A 16,252-nucleotide genomic window follows, 5' to 3' on the forward strand; every position below is an offset into this window, starting at 1 on the left:
TGCCATGCGGCGCCAGCCCTCACTAGCTGAAAGCGCGATGTGGCCGACAGCCTGATCCTCGAAGTTGCCGATCTCGAAGTCGATGTCCTGACCGGCATCTACTCCGAAGAAACGGGACGTCCGCAGCCGTTGCGGATCACGATCCAGGCGCGGATGAGGCCGGCCGATCGATACACGCCCGAAACCCCGCTGCACGCCAGCAAGAACTACATGGACCTGAAGTTCGCGGCGACCGGCGCACTTCCGCCCGGGGTGCACTTCAAACTGATCGAGGCGGTCGCCGATCACATCTGCGAAACCCTGTTCCTTCAGGACGAGCGGGTCGATGAAGTGACGGTCAAGATCGTCAAGCTGGCGATCAGCGAGAATGGCGAGGCCATCGGCATCACCCTGACCCGGCAGCGCCGTGACTGAGCAGGGCGGCGCCACACCGCGTCCCTTGGCGCTGATTACCGGCGGCTGGCGGCGGATAGGGGCGGCGATTGCCACTACCCTCGCGGCCGACGGCTGGGACCTCGCGCTTCATGCGCACCATCCTTCTGCATTCGACCTGGCTCTGGAAAACAAGCTGTCCGCCCTCGGCGCGAGGGTGCGCGGCATATCGGGCGACCTCGCAGATTCAGGCTATGTTGGCCGCGCTGTGCGTGACACTGCGCTGGAGTGGGCCAAGCCCCCGACCCTTCTGGTCAACTGCGCGTCGTTGTTCCGCGACGATACCATTGCCGATGTGACCGCGGCCGGGCTCCACGAGACGCTTGCCGTCAACCTTGCCGCTCCAATCCTGCTCACGCGTCACTTCGCCGAGGTGCTGAGCGAAGCCGAAGCCGGCGTTTCCGGCAGCGTCGTGATGATTCTCGACCAGCGGGTCCGCAATCCCGTGCCGGACCAGCTGAGCTATACCTTGTCCAAGCAGGCGCTTTATCAATCGGTGCGCACGTTGGCCCGAAGCCTCGCTCCGCGTGTGCGGGTCAACGGCGTTGCGCCTGGCCTGGTCCTGCCGACGCCCGATTATGGCGAGGATCAGTGGCGGCGTCTGGGCGAGATGATGCCGCTCGGCCGGCTCGCGGAGCCGACCGAGATCGCCTCGGCCGTTGCCTGGCTCGCTCGCGCGGGTGCGGTGACCGGCCAGACGATATTTGTCGACGGCGGCGCCAGCCTTGAATCCTGGCCGCGCGATTTCGTATACCTCGGCAAATGAGCTCTCCGGGCCAGTCCGCTGCCGCGCCAAGGCTGATCGACGCGTTCGCGCGCCCGATTACATATCTGCGGCTGTCGGTGACCGACCGCTGCGATTTGCGCTGCACCTACTGCATGCCCGAACGCATGGAGTTTTTGCCGCGCTCCGAAGTCCTGTCGCTTGAGGAATTGCGCGACCTGGCCGTCGGATTCATCGCGCGGGGGATCACCAAGATACGGCTCACCGGCGGCGAGCCGCTGGTCCGGCGTGACATGCTCGACCTCGTCCGCGCTCTTGGCCGCGAATTGGGAAGCGGGCTCGACGAGCTCACCCTCACCACCAACGGCATGCGCCTGGCCGAATTCGCTCCGGCCCTGGCCGATGCCGGCATCCGCCGGGTCAACGTCAGCCTCGACACGCGCGATCGCTTCCTGTTCGCACGCCTCGCACGGCGCGACGGGCTGCCGAACGTCCTAGCGGGGATTGCCGCGGCGAGGGCTGTCGGACTTGCAGTGAAGATCAACACCGTTGCGCTCAAGGATCTCAACGAAGCGGAACTGCCGTCGCTGATCGAATGGGCGCATGGCGAAGGACACGAGCTTTCGCTGATCGAGGTCATGCCCTTGGGCGAGATCGAGGGCGATCGCTTCGATCACTACCTGCCGCTCGACGCGGTGCGGCGCGACCTCGAATCGCGCTGGACCCTCGCCCCCAGCACACATCGCAGCGGCGGTCCGGCGCGTTATTTCGACGTTGCCGAAACCGGCGGCCGACTGGGCTTCATCACCCCGCTCACGAACAACTTCTGCGACGGCTGCAACCGTATCCGGGTAAGCGCCACCGGCGAACTGTTCATGTGCCTTGGCGGCGAGGGCAAAGTGGACTTGCGCTCAGCGTTGCGCTCAGCCGACCCGGCACCGGCACTGGCAAAAGCGCTCGACCTTGCCATGAGGATCAAGCCGGAACGTCACTCTTTCGCCATCGACCGCCCAGGCGCTGCGCCGGCGCTTGCCCGCCACATGTCGCACACCGGCGGCTGATCGGCCATTCGATGAGCCTGCGCTTGCTGTTCCTTGGACGCCTGCGCGACATTGCGGGAGCGGACGAGCGTGTAGTCGGATGGGCGCCACGCCTTGCCCAGGTAATCGCCGCCCTCGAACCTGAACTTGCGCAAGCTCTGGAAACGCCGATGGTGCGGATCGCGATCAACGGCACGCTCGGCGACAGGCTGACGCCGCTGGCGGACGGAGACGAGATCGCCTTCCTTCCCCCCGTAAGCGGGGGATGACGTGAATTCCCATGTAGCGCTGGCTGTCGAGCCGCTCTTGCCGGGGGCCGAGCTTGCATCGTTCGCCCGCCGTCATCCGCAGGCGGGAGGGATCGCGAGCTTTCTCGGCCAGGTCCGCGCCGGAGATGGCGAGGAAGCGGTGCTGGAACTGGAACTCAGCCACTTCGCGCCGCTGACCCTGCCGGGAATGGAGGCATTGGCGAACGAAGCAGGCAAGCGATGGCAGCTTGAGAGCCTCCTGATTGTCCACCGCGTTGGTTCACTGCTGCCCGGCGATCCCATCGTCCTTGTCGCCGCCGCCGCGCGCCATCGGCGCGAGGCGTTCCTTGCCGTCGACTTCGTGATGGATCACCTCAAGAGCGACGCCTGGTTCTGGAAGCGGGAGCGGACGAAGGGCGGCTGGCGCTGGGTCGAGCCGCGTTTGGCCGATCATGCGGACCTGGAGCGCTGGAGCACCGCCGGCGCGTCTGCGCAGGTTTGATCGCAGTCAAAGCGCGGTCGCGACCCAGCGTTGCATGAAGTCTCCACGCCAAGGAGACTGTCATGACCCAGAAGATTACCGCCCGCGAACTGGCTGATGTCGCGCGGATCGTCGATGCACCGACCCGCAATACTCCGGTCGATCGCAATTTCGGGATGCCGACTCGCCTCTACGGGATCACTGTCGGCAGCTATCTGGCGTTTTTCGGGGTCATGGCGGCGGGCTTCCAGACGCGCCAGCTTGCGATTCCGATGGTCATCTTCACGCTGTACGTCGTCATGGCCTTCGGGGTGCCGGCGTTGTGGACGCGAATGCAGCCCGACAATCCTGGCGCACCCCAGACCTGGCGCGAGTTTCGCCGTCGGGGAATGCAGACCGGCACCGGCCCCATTGGCGCAGGGGACGCCATCGTCCAGGTTCTCCTCCTGCCGGTCCTCGTCTTGTTCTGGGGCATCGCCGTGGTGGCGGTTGCGGCGCTGGCCTAGTCGACGAGAGCTTCGAGCTGGCGGGGCTGACGCATGTCGATCCCCCGGGCGCCGTGGCGCGCGATCAGGCCCTTTGCCTCCAGCGCCCCCAGCTGCCGGCTGACCGTCTCGATGGTCAGCCCAAGCAGGCCCGCGATCTCGCCGCGGGTCAGGGGGAGATCGAATGACTGTGCCCCGTGGCAGGGCGAGGTGCTGGCCGCGCGGGACATCGCGACCAGAAGACCCGCGACCTTCCCCGCCGCGCCGCGACGTCCCATCAGTTCGATGAGTTCACGGGTCTCGTGGATCTCTTCTTGCGAGCGGCGCAGCAGCGCCTGCGCAAGAGCGGGATACCGCTCGATCGCGCTCTCGAGCTGGGCACGCGAAAATACGCACAGGCGGCTGTCGGTCAGGGCGACGACATCGTGATGCGTGAAGGGGGCGAACAGCTCGCCGGTGAAGCCGGAAGGATGGACCAGCGCAAGGATGCGCTCGACCCCTTGGCTGTCGAAGGAAGTCACTTTCAGCGCGCCCTCGATCAGTGTGGCGCAGGCATCGTTGCGATCGCCGGCCGCGAACAGCGTTTCGCCTCGCTTGAGCGTGCGAATCCGGCCAGCGCGCGCCAGTTCCTCGCGCTCCTGCGGCTCGAGGGCGGAGCACGCTGCCCGGTCGCGTACCGGGCACTCCGCGCAGCCGAGGCCGCCGGCGCTCATCCGGCGAGCCTGCCACGCAGGCTGGATAGCACGGCGTCTTCCTCGCCGATCCAGCTCGTCACCTCGCTCCGGACAGCAGCCGTCGCCTCCAGATCTCCCGAAGTACGTGTCGGTACCGCGGCGACCGATTCGGCGACATATAGCGCGTCGAGGTCGGCGAGCGCGATCATGGCCTGGCTGCGAGCGGATTCAAGATCGGCCAACGCGACCTGAGCCACGGACCAGGCCTCGCTGGCCACCGCGGACCCCGCGGCAGCCGAAGCAAGCGCAGCGGCGTTCGAGCGGCGACCCATGAAGCGCTGGTGCGCGGCAAGTGCGGAACTGCGCAGGGCGGCAAGCTTCGTTCCGCTCTGCACGGTAGCCACAGGGATCGCGGGCGGGGCCGGCTCTGCCGTGCCGGTGACACGCTCGCCCGGGCGAATCGCCAGCGAGGGGAAGCGCGCGTCGTTGTTGCTGGCGCACGCGCCGAGGGACAGGCTGACGGCTAGCAGAAGTGCAAAACGCATAATTGATGCCATAGCCACCTGATCGTCGCGGCGCCAGACCGCGCGATCGGGGCCGTTTTGGCTCTGTCGCCGGCAGGATGCGGATTGACATGGCGGAGCCGCTCAATTAACGGCGGCTCTCTTTTGCCGGACCCTCGCATGTCGCGGGGCGTGTGGCATGTCGTCCGCGCAGGTGCCATCAGGCGTCCGCCCGGGGCACACCAATGGATGGAAAACGAAGTCATGTTCGCAGTGTTGCGCACGGGCGGCAAGCAGTATCGGGTTGCCGCCGGAGACAAGATCGCGGTCGAGAAGCTGGCGGGTGAAGCCGGCGACAAGATCACCCTGGGCGAAGTCCTGCTGGCCGGCGACGGCGGCGAAGTGAAGGACGCGGCCGGGGTCGTGGTGTCGGCCGAGATCATCGCCCAGGCGAAGTCCGAGAAGGTGATCGTCTTCAAGAAGCGCCGCCGCCACAATTACCGCCGCAAGAACGGCCACCGCCAGCAGATGACTCTGCTGCGCATCCTGTCGGTCGGCGGGGAAGAGAAGAAGGCTGCTGCCAAGAAGGACGCTGCGCCCAAGTCTGACGAGGCCTCCCAGGCTGCTGCAGCGCCCGAGGCTGCGCCCAAGAAGGCTCCGGCCAAGAAGGCCCCGGCCAAGACCAAGACCGACGCTGAATAAGCGCGCTGACGGAATTCGGAGTAGTTTGAGATGGCACACAAGAAAGCAGGCGGCTCTTCGCGCAACGGTCGCGATTCGGCAGGCCGCCGCCTCGGCGTGAAGAAGTTCGGCGGTCAGGAAGTGATCGGCGGCAACATTATCGTCCGCCAGCGCGGAACCAAGGTCTATCCGGGCGCCAACGTCGGGATGGGCAAGGACCACACGCTGTTCGCGCTCGGTGAAGGCCGCGTGCGCTTCCACGACGGCAAGCTTGGCCGAAAGTACGTGTCGGTCGACATGATGGCAGAAGCTGCCGAATAACCGGATGGTCGATCATGGGCCATCCTTGACGGATGGCCCCGCCGGGCCCTTTTAGCCCGGCAGTTTCGAGGGAGAGGGCCCCGCCCGTCTCCCTCTTTTTGCATCTCCCTCACACGTACCGCCCACCCGAAACAGTGGTCGGCCCGGCGCATCGCGCCACACGAGTGTCATCAGCCGCGCGTAGGAATGCGGCAGGCGACGATGAGGAGAGATACAATGTTCATCCGTAGCGAACGCCTGTTCCTGCGCCCGGGTTGGCCCGAGGACTGGGAGGAGTTGTTGCACCGCATTGCCGACCAAGGCATCGTGCACAACCTCGCCCGCGCGCCGTGGCCCTATCGCGCTGAACATGCGCGGGACTTTGCCGGACGGGCACAGGACAAGCGCTTTCCGCACTTTCTGGTGACGCTTCCCGGCGCGACAGGGCCGCGCCTCGTCGGGAGTTGCGGAATGGCGCCTGTCGATGGTTCCGGCGGCGGCGATGCCGAGCTGGGGTACTGGATCGGCCGCGACTACTGGGGCCAGGGCTTTGCGACCGAGGCGGCACGCGCGCTCCTGCGCCTTGCGCACACGCTCGGCCACCGGCGGATCGAGGCGGGTCATTTCGTCGACAATCCCGCGTCGGGGAAGGTTTTGAGGAAGGTAGGGTTCAGGCCCACGGGCGACATCACGCGGCGCCACAGCAAGGGCCGAGGCGTGGCGGTCGATTCGGTCAGCTATGCGATCGATCTGGGCGAAACCGGCAACTGCGACGGAGATTCGCCCGCGCCATGTCGACGCGATGCCCCGCTGCCCGCGATGCGGGCCGCCTGAACGAAGTGGCCCCCGGCCGCAACGCCGGGGGCCGATTGTTCAGGCTGCCATGACGGCGGCTGGAAAGTCGCTCTCGTACTTTCCGATCAGCGCGCGGTCGTCGTGGTTCCACGGGTGGAAACCGGGCAGGAAGTAGGCCAGCCAAGCGGGAAGAATACGGCGCACGATTCCCGGGTTGCCCAGTAGGTACCAGGCCAGACGTGCCTTCCACTTTGTGCCGGTCAATCCGTCCTGGGCCAGCAGATCGAGCGAATCGATCACGCGGTTGCGAAAGAAGCGGCTCGTGACGACGAGCATCATCAGGCTCTTCACCTTCCAGCGCTTCCACCGCGACCAGTGCTGCGTGGCATGGAGCCAGGTGTCGTAGGCGACGCCCTTGTGCTCGATCTCCTCGATCGCGTGCCAGCGCCACATGTCGCCCGAATCGCCCTGCGCGCCCGCAAAATGCTTGGGATTGGCGATGAATTCGTGCGCCATCATTGCGGTGTAGTGTTCCAGCGCCATGGTGGCGGCAAGGTTGAGGATCGCTGGTCGGTCCTTGGTCAGGGCCAGCATTTCCTCGACCCGCTTGTCGATCCGCGAGAGATCGTATCCGGCGTCGGTCGCGGCGCGATTGAATGCGATATGCTCGCGCGTGTGGTTGATCTCCTGCTTCACGAATGCCCGGATCTCGGCTTCGAGCCGGGGGGAAGCACCTTCGCGGTTGGCCTTGACCGCCTCGATGAAGAAGGCCTCGCCGCGAGGGAAGGTGGCCGACAGGGCATTGTGCCACGCGGTCGCCACTGGATCGTTGTTAAGCCACCAGCGCGGCGGCTTCGCATTTCGTCCAAAGCGCTCGTCACGCACGGTGATGCTGAGGTCCGCAGGCGTCGGCCCCTTGCGGGGGGCGCTTGCGGGTTCTAGGTCGCGAGTTGCGGAATTGATCGTATTCATGGCCTCAAAGATAAAGTAACTGACACTTATGTCAATAAGGAAACGCTGGTCGCCGGAAGAGAGCCGCACTGCCGCGCTGGAGGCGGCGCGCGCGCTGCTGATAGAGACGGGCCCTCAATCGGTGACGCTCAAGGCCGTAGCGGCGCGGATCGGGCGGACGCATGCCAACCTGCTGCATCATTTCGGCTCGGCATCCGGCCTGCAAAAGGCCCTTGCGGCGCATCTCGCCGGCACGATCTGCGCGACCATCGCTGAGGCTGTCCACGCCAACCGCGCCGGGATCGGATCCCCCCGCGAGATCGTCGATCTAACGTTCGACGCCTTCGACAAGGAGGGTGGCGGCGCGCTGGCGTCGTGGATGCTGGTGTCGGGCAACGAGGATGCGCTAGATCCGATCGTCGAGGCGGTTCACAACCTGCTGGACGAAATCCATGCCGACGGTTTTCCCGCCAACCCGGAGACGACGCTGGCGCTGGTTCTGATGGCGCTGGGCGACGCCCTGATGGGCGGCGCGATGTCGCAGTCGCTCGGACTGAAGCGCGAAGCGGCGCGCGACATCGCCGAAGAGATGCTTCGAAACGAAGCTGCCGCCGCCGCAGGAAACGCCTGAGCGAGACTAGCTCGGACTTGTCTCGGTCAAGGCCTGACGGAGCCAGTCCGGCACGACAGCGGGGTCGATGTCCTTCACCCGGCGGTGATCGACTGCAAGCGCGAGCGCGGGATAGGCCGCGCGCTGGCGTTTGGGGTCCGACGCGGCAAGCGGGACGACTACCAGCCGGCGATTGACCTTCTGCCGCCAGTTCATGCGCGCGGTATTTTCCTGACCGACGTAGCAGCCCTTGCTGAACGACACGCCGTTCAGCTCGGCGGCGTTGGCCTCGAGCCACAAGGTCGCGTCGCTGCCGAGTTCGGCGGCGCCTTCCGCGACGCCGAGTGAGAGTCGGTGCGCCCGCCATGCATCATCGGCAGCCTCGTCGCCGGGGTCGACGGGGGCGAGCCAGCGCGTTCCCAGCGCCGGCAGACGCGGGTCCGCGGCGCCGCCGTCGCCGCCATGGCCTTCCCAATGGACGGCCACGTCGTCGTCTCGTTCGATCCGGATGGCCCGGCGCAGGCGGTAGAGCGACAGGCGGCGGACGAGGGCATCGGCCGCTGACGCCTCGCAATCGATCAGCAGGTCATTACCCGATGGCCAAACGATGAAGTCGAACAGCGCCTTGCCCTGTGCGCTCAGCAATCCGGCCCAGACCGGCAACGGCCCCTTCACGTCGTGAGTGACCAGGCCCTGGAGGAAATCCGCAACGTCCTCGTCTGGATCGTTGGGCGACAGGCGAACGATCGCGCGATCGAAAAGGCGGGTTGCGGTCATTCCTGCAAAGTGGCGCGGCAGCCGGGCAAATCAAGTGCGTTCGCCCGCTGTCCTACAGCAGCGGCCTGTGGCATGGGCCGCGCATGCCGATGCCGACCGATACCGCCTCCGCCCAGACGATCACGCTTCGCCGCCCCGACGACTGGCACGTCCACTTGCGCGATGGCGCCATGCTTGCCGCGGTGGTGCCTTGGACTGCACGCCAGTTCGCCCGCGCAATCGTGATGCCGAACCTTTCTCTGCCCGTTACGACCGCGGAAATGGCGAGCGCCTACAGGGAGCGAATTCTCGCCGCACTTCCCCCGGGCGCGGCCTTCACCCCGCTGATGACCTGCTATCTGACCGACGCCACCGATCCAACCGGCTTGCGCGCAGGATTCGCCGAAGGCGTGTTCACCGCGGCCAAGCTCTATCCCGCCCATGCCACCACCAATGCGGCGCAGGGCGTCACGGACGTGGCCCTGATCCGTCCGGCGCTGAAGGCGATGGAAGAAATCGGGATGCCGCTTCTCGTCCACGGCGAGGTGACCGACCCGGCAGTCGACGTGTTCGACCGCGAGGCGGTATTCATTGAGCGGGTGATGACGGGTCTCGTCAGGGACTATCCCGGATTGAAGATCGTCTTCGAGCATATCACCACCGCCGATGCGGTCGGTTTCGTGGATGGCTGCGGTCCGCTGGTCGCCGCAACCATCACGCCACAGCATCTCCACATCAACCGGAACGCGATGTTCGCCGGGGGGCTGCGTCCACACGCCTACTGCCTCCCTGTCGCCAAGCGCGAAGTGCACCGGCTTGCGCTGCGCAGCGCCGCCACGTCCGGCAGCCCGAAGTATTTTCTCGGCACCGACAGCGCCCCCCATGCCCGCGGCGCGAAGGAGGCCGATTGCGGCTGCGCGGGCATCTTCAACGCGCCCTACGCGCTCGAAAGCTACGCGGCCGTGTTTGAAGAGGAGGGGGCGCTCGGCCTGCTCGAAGGATTTGCGTCCGAGCACGGGCCGCGCTTCTACGGTCTGCCGCTCAACGAAGGGCAGATCGTTCTCGAGCGCGGCGATAACCTCGTGCCGGCCGAACTCGACGCGGGGCAGACGCGCATAGTTCCCTTCCACGCCGGACAGACCTTGGGCTGGCGCGTGCGCGAAGCGCGCTAACCCGGCTTTCGGCGCGAAAGCAGGTCCCAACTAAATACCGCGATCGCCGCCCAGATCAGGATGAAGCACCCTAGTTGCACCGGGCGTAGGATCTCGCCGAACACGGTCAGCCCCAACACGAAGGCAATTGTGGGCGACAGGAACTGGACGAAGCCCAGCAAGGAATATTCGAGCCGCCGCGCCGCCACTGCGAACAGCAGGAGCGGAACTGCGGTCAGGACGCCGGCACCCACGAGGAGCGCACTTGTCGTCTGGTCGACGCCGAAGCTTGATCCCGCTGGAGTGCTTCCGAACCACGCGACGGTAGCGATCGCAGGGATCAGGAGAAGCAGCGACTCGACCGTCAGGCCCGGGACCGCACCGACCGGCGTCAGCTTGCGGATCAGTCCGTAGAAACTGAAGCTGAGTGCGAGCGCGAGGCTGATCCATAACGTGTCGTGTGCGCCGCCCAGCAGCAGCGCCACGCCCAGTGCTGCGAGCCAAACAGCGAACCATTGGGTGCGGCTCAGCCGCTCCTTGAGGAAGACCGTGCCGAGCAGGATGTTGACCAGAGGGTTGATGTAATAGCCCAGGCTCGCGGCGTAGATGTGCCCGCCGTTGACGGCAGCGATATAGACCAGCCAGTTGAACGCGATGAAGGCAGCGCTGGCCAGAAGCCGCACCAGGATCGCCGGATTGCGCAGCGCAGCGAGGACTTCGCCCGTTTGTCCGCGAAGCGCCACGATGGCGAGGCAGAACGGCAGGGTGAAGATGACTCGCCAGCCGACGAGTTCGAGCGCGGGCACTTCTTGTAGCAGGCGCAAGTAGAGCGGGAGAAAGCCCCAGGCGATGTAGGCGCCGAGCGCCATCGGCAGCCCGCTGGCGGGCTTTCGTGACAGATGGGGGAACGGTGCGGGGTCCAGCGGGACCGCGGCCGCAGCGGTGTGGTCGGGGCGCGCGCTCATCGTCGGCGGCTTTTGCACTTCGGTCTGTCGCTGTCGAGGCTCGGCTTGTCGAACAACGGAATTCTGTCGTTCCAGTTGCCGAACGTTCAGATTGGCGGGTCTAGAGATGAACCAACGCCGCTTTCCTGCCGCTGGTTGGAAGGCAATTCCAGGAGGTCGTAACGATGAACAAGTTCCACACCGCCGCGCTGGCCCTGGCCGTCCCCGGCCTCATGGCGGCCAGCCTTCCTGCCGCCGCTGCCGTGGCGACTCAGCCGGCGATCGCGCACGCCCAGTTCAATGACGTGTACCGCGATCACGATGACGAGGACGGCGACCGCTGGGAGCACAGCGATCGTGGCCGCCACAATGGCTGGCGCAATCAGGGCTACTATGGCCAGCGCGCCTATGCCCAGCCCTATTACAACCAGCGCGCTTACGGCGAGCAGGTCTATGCCAATACCCGCGTCTGGCAGGGTAACGACGGCCGGTACTATTGCCGCCGCTCGAACGGTACGACCGGTCTTCTGATCGGTGGCGCCGCCGGCGCCCTGCTGGGCCGCGAAGTCGCGGGCCGCGGTGGCGACCGCACGCTTGGCGCCATTCTCGGGGCGGCGGGCGGTGCCCTGCTTGGCCGTTCGGTCGACCGCAACAACTCGCGCTGCCGCTAACGGCATCGCACGAGCGACCATGCGAAAGCCCTAGGCTCTTCGCATCGCAGGGAAGGCTCCGGAGCGATCCGGAGCCTTTCTCGTTTGCGAGCAGTTTCCGCCGATCTGGCGAGGTCTAGCGGATCGACTTGACTGTGATGTCGGTGAGCGCGGCCGCGCCTGCCCCGGGGATAATCGAGAACGACAGCGATTGCGAAGTGCATCCGGCTGGCACCGCGAATGTTGCGGTGAAGGGACCTCCCTTGCTCACGCTGACTTTGCCGAGGGCCAGGTTATCGGCCAGAAAACACGCCACGCCGGGCCTGATCGGGGAACTGGGATTTCCCTGCTCGTCGATCGCGGACCACGCCAGGCGGTAGCGGCCGGGCGTAAGCGCGAGGCGCTGGGACATCACTGGTTTTGCGACCGGCGCGGTGCTGCTCACCCCCAGATATTTGCCGCCGCGCGGCGAGCGGGCCGGAAAGCTGCCGATCCCGGTCGTCACGTCGCTGTCGCCCGGAAATGTCCAGTCGAACGGACCGGGGGTGGCAAGATCGCCCAACCTGTGGAGCCCGCCGTCGACCGGAACGGCGTTACCACCGGCCGTCGGGCACTGACTGCGCCAGAGGTCCAGGGCCTGGCGGGGAAGATTGGCGGAGAGAAGTGCGGTGACCAGCGAGCCGATCCCGACGCAGCCCACCGATACGCCGCGAGCGGCGAGTGCCTGGGCCACGATTGCGCGCCGTTCGAGCCGGGTGCCGTCCAGCCCGGCAAGGTCGGTCAGGAAAAGGGGCAGCCATTCGGGCCGCGCGGACAGTCGTTCGGCCAATGCGGCGCGCCCCGCGGGCGACACTTCGAGGACGGCGATGGCTTGGGTGCCTTGCGCCATGCGCGGATCCTGCCGCAGCAGCGCGTCAATCCGTTTGCTGGCGAGGCGCACGTCGCCCGCGTCGAGGCTGCGCGCCGCCCAGTAGAGCTGGGTCGTGGGCTCGCGCCAACCGAACCGTGCGGACACGCGATAGGCTGCATCGGCGCCGGCGAAATCCTTTTGCTCAAGGTGGGCCGCGCCGATCAGGGCCGCACCGCGCCAGTCGCCCGGATCGTGGGCGACGGCGGCGCGGGCCTGCAGCAGCGCCCCGGGAGCGTGATGCTGGGCAAGGGCTTGCGCGGCCAGAGTGCGCCATCCTTGCGCGCGAAACGGTGTGGGGACCGCCTGGGCTAAGGCTGCCGACCGCTCGCTCAGGCGGTCGATCGTGGAGGTTACTGCGGCTGCAGCGAAGCCGAGCGCGACGACGATCGCCGCGATCCGCACAGGGCGTGTGCGGGCGACGGCAGTATCAGTAGGCGGCAGGGGCCGTCTCGCTGTCCTTGTAGTGATAATATTGTGCGCCGTAGTAGGCCGAATAGCGGTTTGTGCCCGCTTCGGGCCGGAACTTGGTCAGCACCGCGCCCAGGATGGTGCTGTTCATCATCCGCAGCCGGCCAAGCGCCGAACGCGTCGACCCACGGCGTGCCCCGTTTGCTTCGACCACCATCACCACGCCATCGACCAGCGCCGAAATGAGCGGTGCATCGGCAAGGCCGAGGACGGGCGGACTGTCGATCACGACGACATCGAACTGGTCCTCCATTTCATCCAGCAGTTTGCTGAAGCGCGATGTGGAGAGAAGTTCGGTCGGGCTAGGCGGAATCGGGCCGGACGGGATGAGAGTTAGGTTCGGCTCGACCGCGGCGAACTGGTGTGCGGCCAGTTGCGGGCGAGCCTCGCCGCCGAAGCTTCCTCGCTGGGCGAGCTTGCCGAATAGCCCGCTAGCCCATCCCGCGGCGAGAGTTACGGCAAGCGCGGCGGCGGCAATGGGCGCATTGACCCGGCCAAGCGCAGGGACGCGCGTGCGGCCTAGCCACAGAGCGGCGAACGCTGTCACGAGCGTGCCAATCGCGACGCCGGCACGCGAGCCAGTCAGCAGCAGGGCTAAGAGGAGCATGACGACGCAAGAAATCGCCCAGCCGGCGCTGCGGCGAGAGGAGTGATCGTAATAGAGTGCCGCTGTGCCCATGACCGCGATCGCCAGCACGTCGGCCTGTGCGTTGCGATTGGCCTGGAACCCGGTGAGATAGCCCATGTGGCTGTTCGAATAAAACCGCAGGACTTCGGCCCCCGTCGCAACCTGAGCCATCCCCACCAGCGCCGAGAGCAGGACGAGCTCAACGAGTGTCTGCAGCAATGTGCGCCTCGTTGCAGGGCTGGCCGAGGCAGTTGCGGCCATCATCAGGAGAGGGGGAACGAGCGAGAGGAGCGAGGCAAAGGTGCGCGGCGGTGAGATGGAGAGGGGCTGCCACGTGGCGCCGGATCCCGCCAGGTCAAGCGCGGCGGCGATATCCCCGCGACCGGGAAGTGCGGTCCAAAGCGAGGGCGGCAGGCGTAGGAGCTGCAGCAAGGGCAAGGCGAAGACCGCGACGGCAAGGACGACGGCCGAACGCGGCGGAGGAGCAATCCGGCGGTCGGCCGCCCACTAGACCATCACCGCCGCAGCGACCAGTTCTACCAGGAGTTCAGCCGCAGGAGCCGGAGAGCCGCCGCCGCCGAAAATAACGGCGGCCACGAGCAAAACGACCGCCGGCCAATCTATGGTGCCGGCGGTGGGAACGGTGAGAAACCTGGAAGCTGTTGAGGCACGGGCAGCGCCAGAAAGCGATGACGTGCGCAAGATCAGGAAGAGGGACTGCTAGAGGTTATCCGGCAGTGCCAGCGATCAGCCCGGGCTGTCGTTGCCGCCGCCGCCGCTCGCCGCGACGAGCAGGCCGATCGCGCCGATCAGGGCGAAAAGGATCAGGATGAAGGAGTGACCGCCAACTTCGTTGGCCGATTCGACAGGAGCGGTTGCGCGGGCCGTATCGACCGCTGCAGCCGTCGGCAGGGCGTCGGCAGAACGAGTCGACTGGGCGTTGGCCGGCGATGAAAGGGCCAGGATCGAGGCGGCAGCAATGGCTGCGGCATTCTTGACTGCGTTCATCGGGGGATGCTCCAACATACTGAATTACCGGCTTCGTATAATGAAACGGCGAACTTTCAAAATAGTTTTCGCAGTTGCAATAAAAATAAGCGCTTGAGGCGCTTAGCCCACACTTTGGTGCTTTTCGTGCAGCCAACTGCGGCCGGTCGAGGTTCTGCGAAGCTAAAACGCGTTATGGTGGGAGATGACGCCCAGGGTACGGGCCAGGATCGCGAGGTCGCGCCAGATCGTCCAGCCTTCGAGGTATTCGAGATCGGCCTGAAGGCGGCCCGCGAGGTCGTTCTCGTGCGTTGTCGCCCCGCGCAATCCGCGTACCTGGGCCAGTCCGGTCAATCCCGGCTTCAGCGAATGGCGCATGCCGTAACGCGCGTCGACTTCCCAGAACAGCTTGTCGCCCGCAAGGGAGCCAAGGGCGTGGGGCCGTGGGCCGACGAGGCTCATCTCGCCTTTCAGGACATTTACCAACTGCGGCAGCTCGTCGATACTGCTCGACCGGATCAGCCTGCCCATCCGGGTCACGCGGCGATCGCTCCGCTGTGCCGACGCGGTACCGTGCGAATCGGTTTGATCGACCGACATCGAACGAAACTTGTAGATCGAGAAGAACCGGTTCCCGCGTCCCACCCGGCGCTGCACGAACAGGATCGGGCCCCGGTCCTCGAGCTTGATGCCGATCGCGGTGAGCAGGAGCAGCGGACTGAGGAGGACCAGCACGGCGCTCGCCAGGCCGACATCGAGGCCGCGCTTAAGGATACGGTTGCGCAGGCCGAGCGGGCCCGTCGCAATGACCAGAGCGCCATAACCCCCGCTGCGCCGCGCACCGAGGACGCCAAGCTCGCTCACCTGGTCGTCGACAATCTCGCCCTGCACATTGGCGCCCTTGAGGACGAGCGACCAGGCGGCTCGGCGCTCAGGAGTGCACGAAACGATGACCCGGTCCATGTTGCGCAGGAACAGGCCGATCCGGTTGAGCGCATGCGGGTCGTTGACGTCCGGCTCCAGCCCGTGCTGGCGAGCGTCGATCTGGTAGGAATTGGGCAGGTCCAGCGGGTGTCCGCCATCGAGGAGAACTAGCTGGTTCATTGCGGTGGGGCCGCAACGCCAAGCGGCGAAGCGGGTCAGATTGTCGCGCAGGGCAACGATTGCGCCCACCGACAGCAACGTGCCCAGCGCCGAGATGGCGCGCGAGAAATTCTGCGAGGCCCGCAGGAAGAATGCGAGGAACACGATGGTTGCCGCGGCGAGGAGGATCGCCAAGACCGCACGGGCTGCGCCCTTCCGCGCGTTGAGTGCGGCTTCCGCACCATAGGCGCCGTTGCTCATCGCGACGGTCCAGTAAATCGGGACGATGAGCTGTGCCTCGAGCATAACCTGGGCGTGAAGCGCGTCACCGAAGTAGAGATAGCCGGCCAGCGAAAACGCGGCGAGAACCGCGGCGGCATCGACTAGAAGCAGGACGATATAGACCTGGAGCCGCCGCCGTTCGATCGGCGGGGCAAGCGGCAGGCCCAGCGAAGGTGTCGCCGGGGCCGCTTCCGGGCGAGTGGCGGCGATTTGCGAGGCTACCATATCCAAAATGGGGGTCATCCGGCCGGCAAGGTCAGAGCGGTTTCTTGCATTGGAACTGCCTATCACAGCAGGATTGGGGTCCCAATGCCGGCGGGGTTATCGCCCTCGGCGGATCATCTGTAAACACTATGTTGTTGCGCTGCCGCGCAAATTTTCACGTTGGCGCGATGGTTTCGTTGAAATTCCGCTGCATGCGCTAAAAATCGAGGGTGCTGCATTGCAACACGCTTCGTTCGGGTCCAAC

Annotated in this window: 21 protein-coding genes; 12 read left to right on the top strand and 9 right to left on the bottom strand. The window is 66.1% G+C overall.

What is annotated here, in order from left to right; genetic code table 11:
• Window positions 1-39: 39 nt before the first annotated feature.
• The 6 genes from ACFO0A_RS04985 (at window position 40) to ACFO0A_RS05010 (ending at window position 3,431) form a co-directional block, all read left to right on the top strand.
• Window positions 40-414, top strand: a complete 375-nt coding sequence (locus ACFO0A_RS04985) for a dihydroneopterin aldolase (RefSeq protein WP_379537861.1) — start codon at window positions 40-42, stop codon at window positions 412-414.
• Window positions 407-1,198 carry an SDR family oxidoreductase gene (locus ACFO0A_RS04990; RefSeq protein WP_379537862.1) on the top strand — a complete coding sequence of 264 codons (792 nt, stop codon included), beginning with the start codon at window positions 407-409 and terminating at the stop codon, window positions 1,196-1,198. Before ACFO0A_RS04985 ends, ACFO0A_RS04990 begins: the two co-directional genes overlap by 8 nt.
• The gene (gene moaA / locus ACFO0A_RS04995) at window positions 1,195-2,217 is read left to right on the top strand and encodes a GTP 3',8-cyclase MoaA (RefSeq protein WP_379537863.1); all 1,023 of its coding nucleotides are present in this window, start codon (window positions 1,195-1,197) and stop codon (window positions 2,215-2,217) included. Before ACFO0A_RS04990 ends, moaA begins: the two co-directional genes overlap by 4 nt.
• An 11-nt stretch (window positions 2,218-2,228) precedes the next feature.
• Entirely contained in the window at window positions 2,229-2,465 is a 237-nt protein-coding gene (locus tag ACFO0A_RS05000; protein WP_379537864.1) for a MoaD/ThiS family protein, read from the top strand.
• Between the two features lies 1 nt (window position 2,466).
• On the top strand, window positions 2,467-2,946 hold the full coding sequence (locus ACFO0A_RS05005; RefSeq protein WP_379537865.1) for a molybdenum cofactor biosynthesis protein MoaE: 480 nt from the start codon (window positions 2,467-2,469) through the stop codon (window positions 2,944-2,946).
• Between the two features lie 62 nt (window positions 2,947-3,008).
• Window positions 3,009-3,431 carry a hypothetical protein gene (locus ACFO0A_RS05010; protein WP_379537866.1) on the top strand — a complete coding sequence of 141 codons (423 nt, stop codon included), beginning with the start codon at window positions 3,009-3,011 and terminating at the stop codon, window positions 3,429-3,431.
• Here ACFO0A_RS05010 and ACFO0A_RS05015 read toward each other — a convergent pair.
• Together ACFO0A_RS05015 and ACFO0A_RS05020 are read right to left on the bottom strand one after the other, a co-directional pair.
• The gene (locus tag ACFO0A_RS05015; protein WP_379537867.1) at window positions 3,428-4,123 is read right to left on the bottom strand and encodes a Crp/Fnr family transcriptional regulator; all 696 of its coding nucleotides are present in this window, start codon (window positions 4,121-4,123) and stop codon (window positions 3,428-3,430) included. The two genes, ACFO0A_RS05010 and ACFO0A_RS05015, sit on opposite strands and share 4 nt — an antisense overlap.
• On the bottom strand, window positions 4,120-4,629 hold the full coding sequence (locus tag ACFO0A_RS05020) for a hypothetical protein (protein ID WP_379537868.1): 510 nt from the start codon (window positions 4,627-4,629) through the stop codon (window positions 4,120-4,122). Before ACFO0A_RS05020 ends, ACFO0A_RS05015 begins: the two co-directional genes overlap by 4 nt.
• 222 nt (window positions 4,630-4,851) lie before the next feature.
• Between ACFO0A_RS05020 and rplU the strand changes: the two genes are divergently transcribed.
• The 3 genes from rplU (at window position 4,852) to ACFO0A_RS05035 (ending at window position 6,402) form a co-directional block, all read left to right on the top strand.
• Entirely contained in the window at window positions 4,852-5,289 is a 438-nt protein-coding gene (rplU, locus tag ACFO0A_RS05025) for a 50S ribosomal protein L21 (protein WP_379538169.1), read from the top strand.
• 30 nt (window positions 5,290-5,319) lie between these two features.
• The gene (gene rpmA / locus ACFO0A_RS05030) at window positions 5,320-5,589 is read left to right on the top strand and encodes a 50S ribosomal protein L27 (protein WP_379537869.1); all 270 of its coding nucleotides are present in this window, start codon (window positions 5,320-5,322) and stop codon (window positions 5,587-5,589) included.
• Between the two features lie 216 nt (window positions 5,590-5,805).
• Window positions 5,806-6,402 carry a GNAT family N-acetyltransferase gene (locus tag ACFO0A_RS05035; RefSeq protein ID WP_379537870.1) on the top strand — a complete coding sequence of 199 codons (597 nt, stop codon included), beginning with the start codon at window positions 5,806-5,808 and terminating at the stop codon, window positions 6,400-6,402.
• A gap of 39 nt (window positions 6,403-6,441) precedes the next feature.
• Here the strand turns inward: ACFO0A_RS05035 and ACFO0A_RS05040 are convergent, their stop codons facing one another.
• Window positions 6,442-7,335: a metal-dependent hydrolase gene (locus ACFO0A_RS05040; RefSeq protein ID WP_379537871.1), complete on the bottom strand. Its 894-nt coding sequence runs from the start codon at window positions 7,333-7,335 to the stop codon at window positions 6,442-6,444.
• 28 nt (window positions 7,336-7,363) lie between these two features.
• Between ACFO0A_RS05040 and ACFO0A_RS05045 the strand changes: the two genes are divergently transcribed.
• Complete coding sequence (locus tag ACFO0A_RS05045) at window positions 7,364-7,945, top strand: TetR/AcrR family transcriptional regulator (protein ID WP_379537872.1); 582 nt, start codon at window positions 7,364-7,366, stop codon at window positions 7,943-7,945.
• A gap of 6 nt (window positions 7,946-7,951) precedes the next feature.
• Here the strand turns inward: ACFO0A_RS05045 and ygfZ are convergent, their stop codons facing one another.
• Window positions 7,952-8,701: a CAF17-like 4Fe-4S cluster assembly/insertion protein YgfZ gene (gene ygfZ, locus ACFO0A_RS05050; protein WP_379537873.1), complete on the bottom strand. Its 750-nt coding sequence runs from the start codon at window positions 8,699-8,701 to the stop codon at window positions 7,952-7,954.
• A gap of 83 nt (window positions 8,702-8,784) precedes the next feature.
• Between ygfZ and pyrC the strand changes: the two genes are divergently transcribed.
• Window positions 8,785-9,852 (top strand): dihydroorotase, encoded by a 1,068-nt coding sequence (gene pyrC / locus ACFO0A_RS05055; protein ID WP_379537874.1) that lies wholly within the window; start codon window positions 8,785-8,787, stop codon window positions 9,850-9,852.
• On the opposite strand, the gene rarD is transcribed toward pyrC, so the two are convergent.
• Complete coding sequence (gene rarD / locus ACFO0A_RS05060; protein WP_379537875.1) at window positions 9,849-10,796, bottom strand: EamA family transporter RarD; 948 nt, start codon at window positions 10,794-10,796, stop codon at window positions 9,849-9,851. The two genes, pyrC and rarD, sit on opposite strands and share 4 nt — an antisense overlap.
• A 164-nt stretch (window positions 10,797-10,960) precedes the next feature.
• Between rarD and ACFO0A_RS05065 the strand changes: the two genes are divergently transcribed.
• The gene (locus tag ACFO0A_RS05065; protein WP_379537876.1) at window positions 10,961-11,446 is read left to right on the top strand and encodes a glycine zipper 2TM domain-containing protein; all 486 of its coding nucleotides are present in this window, start codon (window positions 10,961-10,963) and stop codon (window positions 11,444-11,446) included.
• Between the two features lie 115 nt (window positions 11,447-11,561).
• Here the strand turns inward: ACFO0A_RS05065 and ACFO0A_RS05070 are convergent, their stop codons facing one another.
• The 4 genes from ACFO0A_RS05070 to ACFO0A_RS05085 all read right to left on the bottom strand — a co-directional run bounded on the left by ACFO0A_RS05070 (window position 11,562) and on the right by ACFO0A_RS05085 (window position 16,008).
• Window positions 11,562-12,737, bottom strand: coding sequence for a tetratricopeptide repeat protein (locus ACFO0A_RS05070; RefSeq protein WP_379537877.1), 1,176 nt, complete (start codon window positions 12,735-12,737; stop codon window positions 11,562-11,564).
• Window positions 12,738-12,762: 25 nt separating this feature from the next.
• Window positions 12,763-13,863 (bottom strand): tyrosine-protein kinase family protein, encoded by a 1,101-nt coding sequence (locus ACFO0A_RS05075; RefSeq protein ID WP_379537878.1) that lies wholly within the window; start codon window positions 13,861-13,863, stop codon window positions 12,763-12,765.
• A gap of 315 nt (window positions 13,864-14,178) precedes the next feature.
• On the bottom strand, window positions 14,179-14,439 hold the full coding sequence (locus ACFO0A_RS05080) for a hypothetical protein (protein ID WP_379537879.1): 261 nt from the start codon (window positions 14,437-14,439) through the stop codon (window positions 14,179-14,181).
• A gap of 162 nt (window positions 14,440-14,601) precedes the next feature.
• Window positions 14,602-16,008 (bottom strand): sugar transferase, encoded by a 1,407-nt coding sequence (locus ACFO0A_RS05085; protein WP_379537880.1) that lies wholly within the window; start codon window positions 16,006-16,008, stop codon window positions 14,602-14,604.
• Window positions 16,009-16,252 lie beyond the last annotated feature (244 nt).

The organism is Novosphingobium tardum (assembly GCF_042652045.1).
Lineage (GTDB): Bacteria > Pseudomonadota > Alphaproteobacteria > Sphingomonadales > Sphingomonadaceae > Novosphingobium > Novosphingobium tardum.

What these genes read in the sequence shown, in the direction of transcription:
- ACFO0A_RS05065 (WP_379537876.1), top strand. Translation starts at nt 10,961, where the DNA reads ATGAACAAGTTCCACACCGCCGCGCTGGCCCTGGCCGTCCCCGGCCTC.
- ACFO0A_RS05035 (WP_379537870.1), top strand. Translation starts at nt 5,806, where the DNA reads ATGTTCATCCGTAGCGAACGCCTGTTCCTGCGCCCGGGTTGGCCCGAG.
- rpmA (WP_379537869.1), top strand. Translation starts at nt 5,320, where the DNA reads ATGGCACACAAGAAAGCAGGCGGCTCTTCGCGCAACGGTCGCGATTCG.
- rplU (WP_379538169.1), top strand. Translation starts at nt 4,852, where the DNA reads ATGTTCGCAGTGTTGCGCACGGGCGGCAAGCAGTATCGGGTTGCCGCC.
- ACFO0A_RS05020 (WP_379537868.1), bottom strand. Translation starts at nt 4,629, where the DNA reads ATGCGTTTTGCACTTCTGCTAGCCGTCAGCCTGTCCCTCGGCGCGTGC.
- ACFO0A_RS05000 (WP_379537864.1), top strand. Translation starts at nt 2,229, where the DNA reads ATGAGCCTGCGCTTGCTGTTCCTTGGACGCCTGCGCGACATTGCGGGA.
- moaA (WP_379537863.1), top strand. Translation starts at nt 1,195, where the DNA reads ATGAGCTCTCCGGGCCAGTCCGCTGCCGCGCCAAGGCTGATCGACGCG.
- ACFO0A_RS05015 (WP_379537867.1), bottom strand. Translation starts at nt 4,123, where the DNA reads ATGAGCGCCGGCGGCCTCGGCTGCGCGGAGTGCCCGGTACGCGACCGG.
- rarD (WP_379537875.1), bottom strand. Translation starts at nt 10,796, where the DNA reads ATGAGCGCGCGCCCCGACCACACCGCTGCGGCCGCGGTCCCGCTGGAC.
- ACFO0A_RS05040 (WP_379537871.1), bottom strand. Translation starts at nt 7,335, where the DNA reads ATGAATACGATCAATTCCGCAACTCGCGACCTAGAACCCGCAAGCGCC.
- ACFO0A_RS05085 (WP_379537880.1), bottom strand. Translation starts at nt 16,008, where the DNA reads ATGGTAGCCTCGCAAATCGCCGCCACTCGCCCGGAAGCGGCCCCGGCG.
- pyrC (WP_379537874.1), top strand. Translation starts at nt 8,785, where the DNA reads ATGCCGATGCCGACCGATACCGCCTCCGCCCAGACGATCACGCTTCGC.
- ACFO0A_RS05080 (WP_379537879.1), bottom strand. Translation starts at nt 14,439, where the DNA reads ATGAACGCAGTCAAGAATGCCGCAGCCATTGCTGCCGCCTCGATCCTG.
- ygfZ (WP_379537873.1), bottom strand. Translation starts at nt 8,701, where the DNA reads ATGACCGCAACCCGCCTTTTCGATCGCGCGATCGTTCGCCTGTCGCCC.
- ACFO0A_RS05045 (WP_379537872.1), top strand. Translation starts at nt 7,364, where the DNA reads ATGTCAATAAGGAAACGCTGGTCGCCGGAAGAGAGCCGCACTGCCGCG.
- ACFO0A_RS05010 (WP_379537866.1), top strand. Translation starts at nt 3,009, where the DNA reads ATGACCCAGAAGATTACCGCCCGCGAACTGGCTGATGTCGCGCGGATC.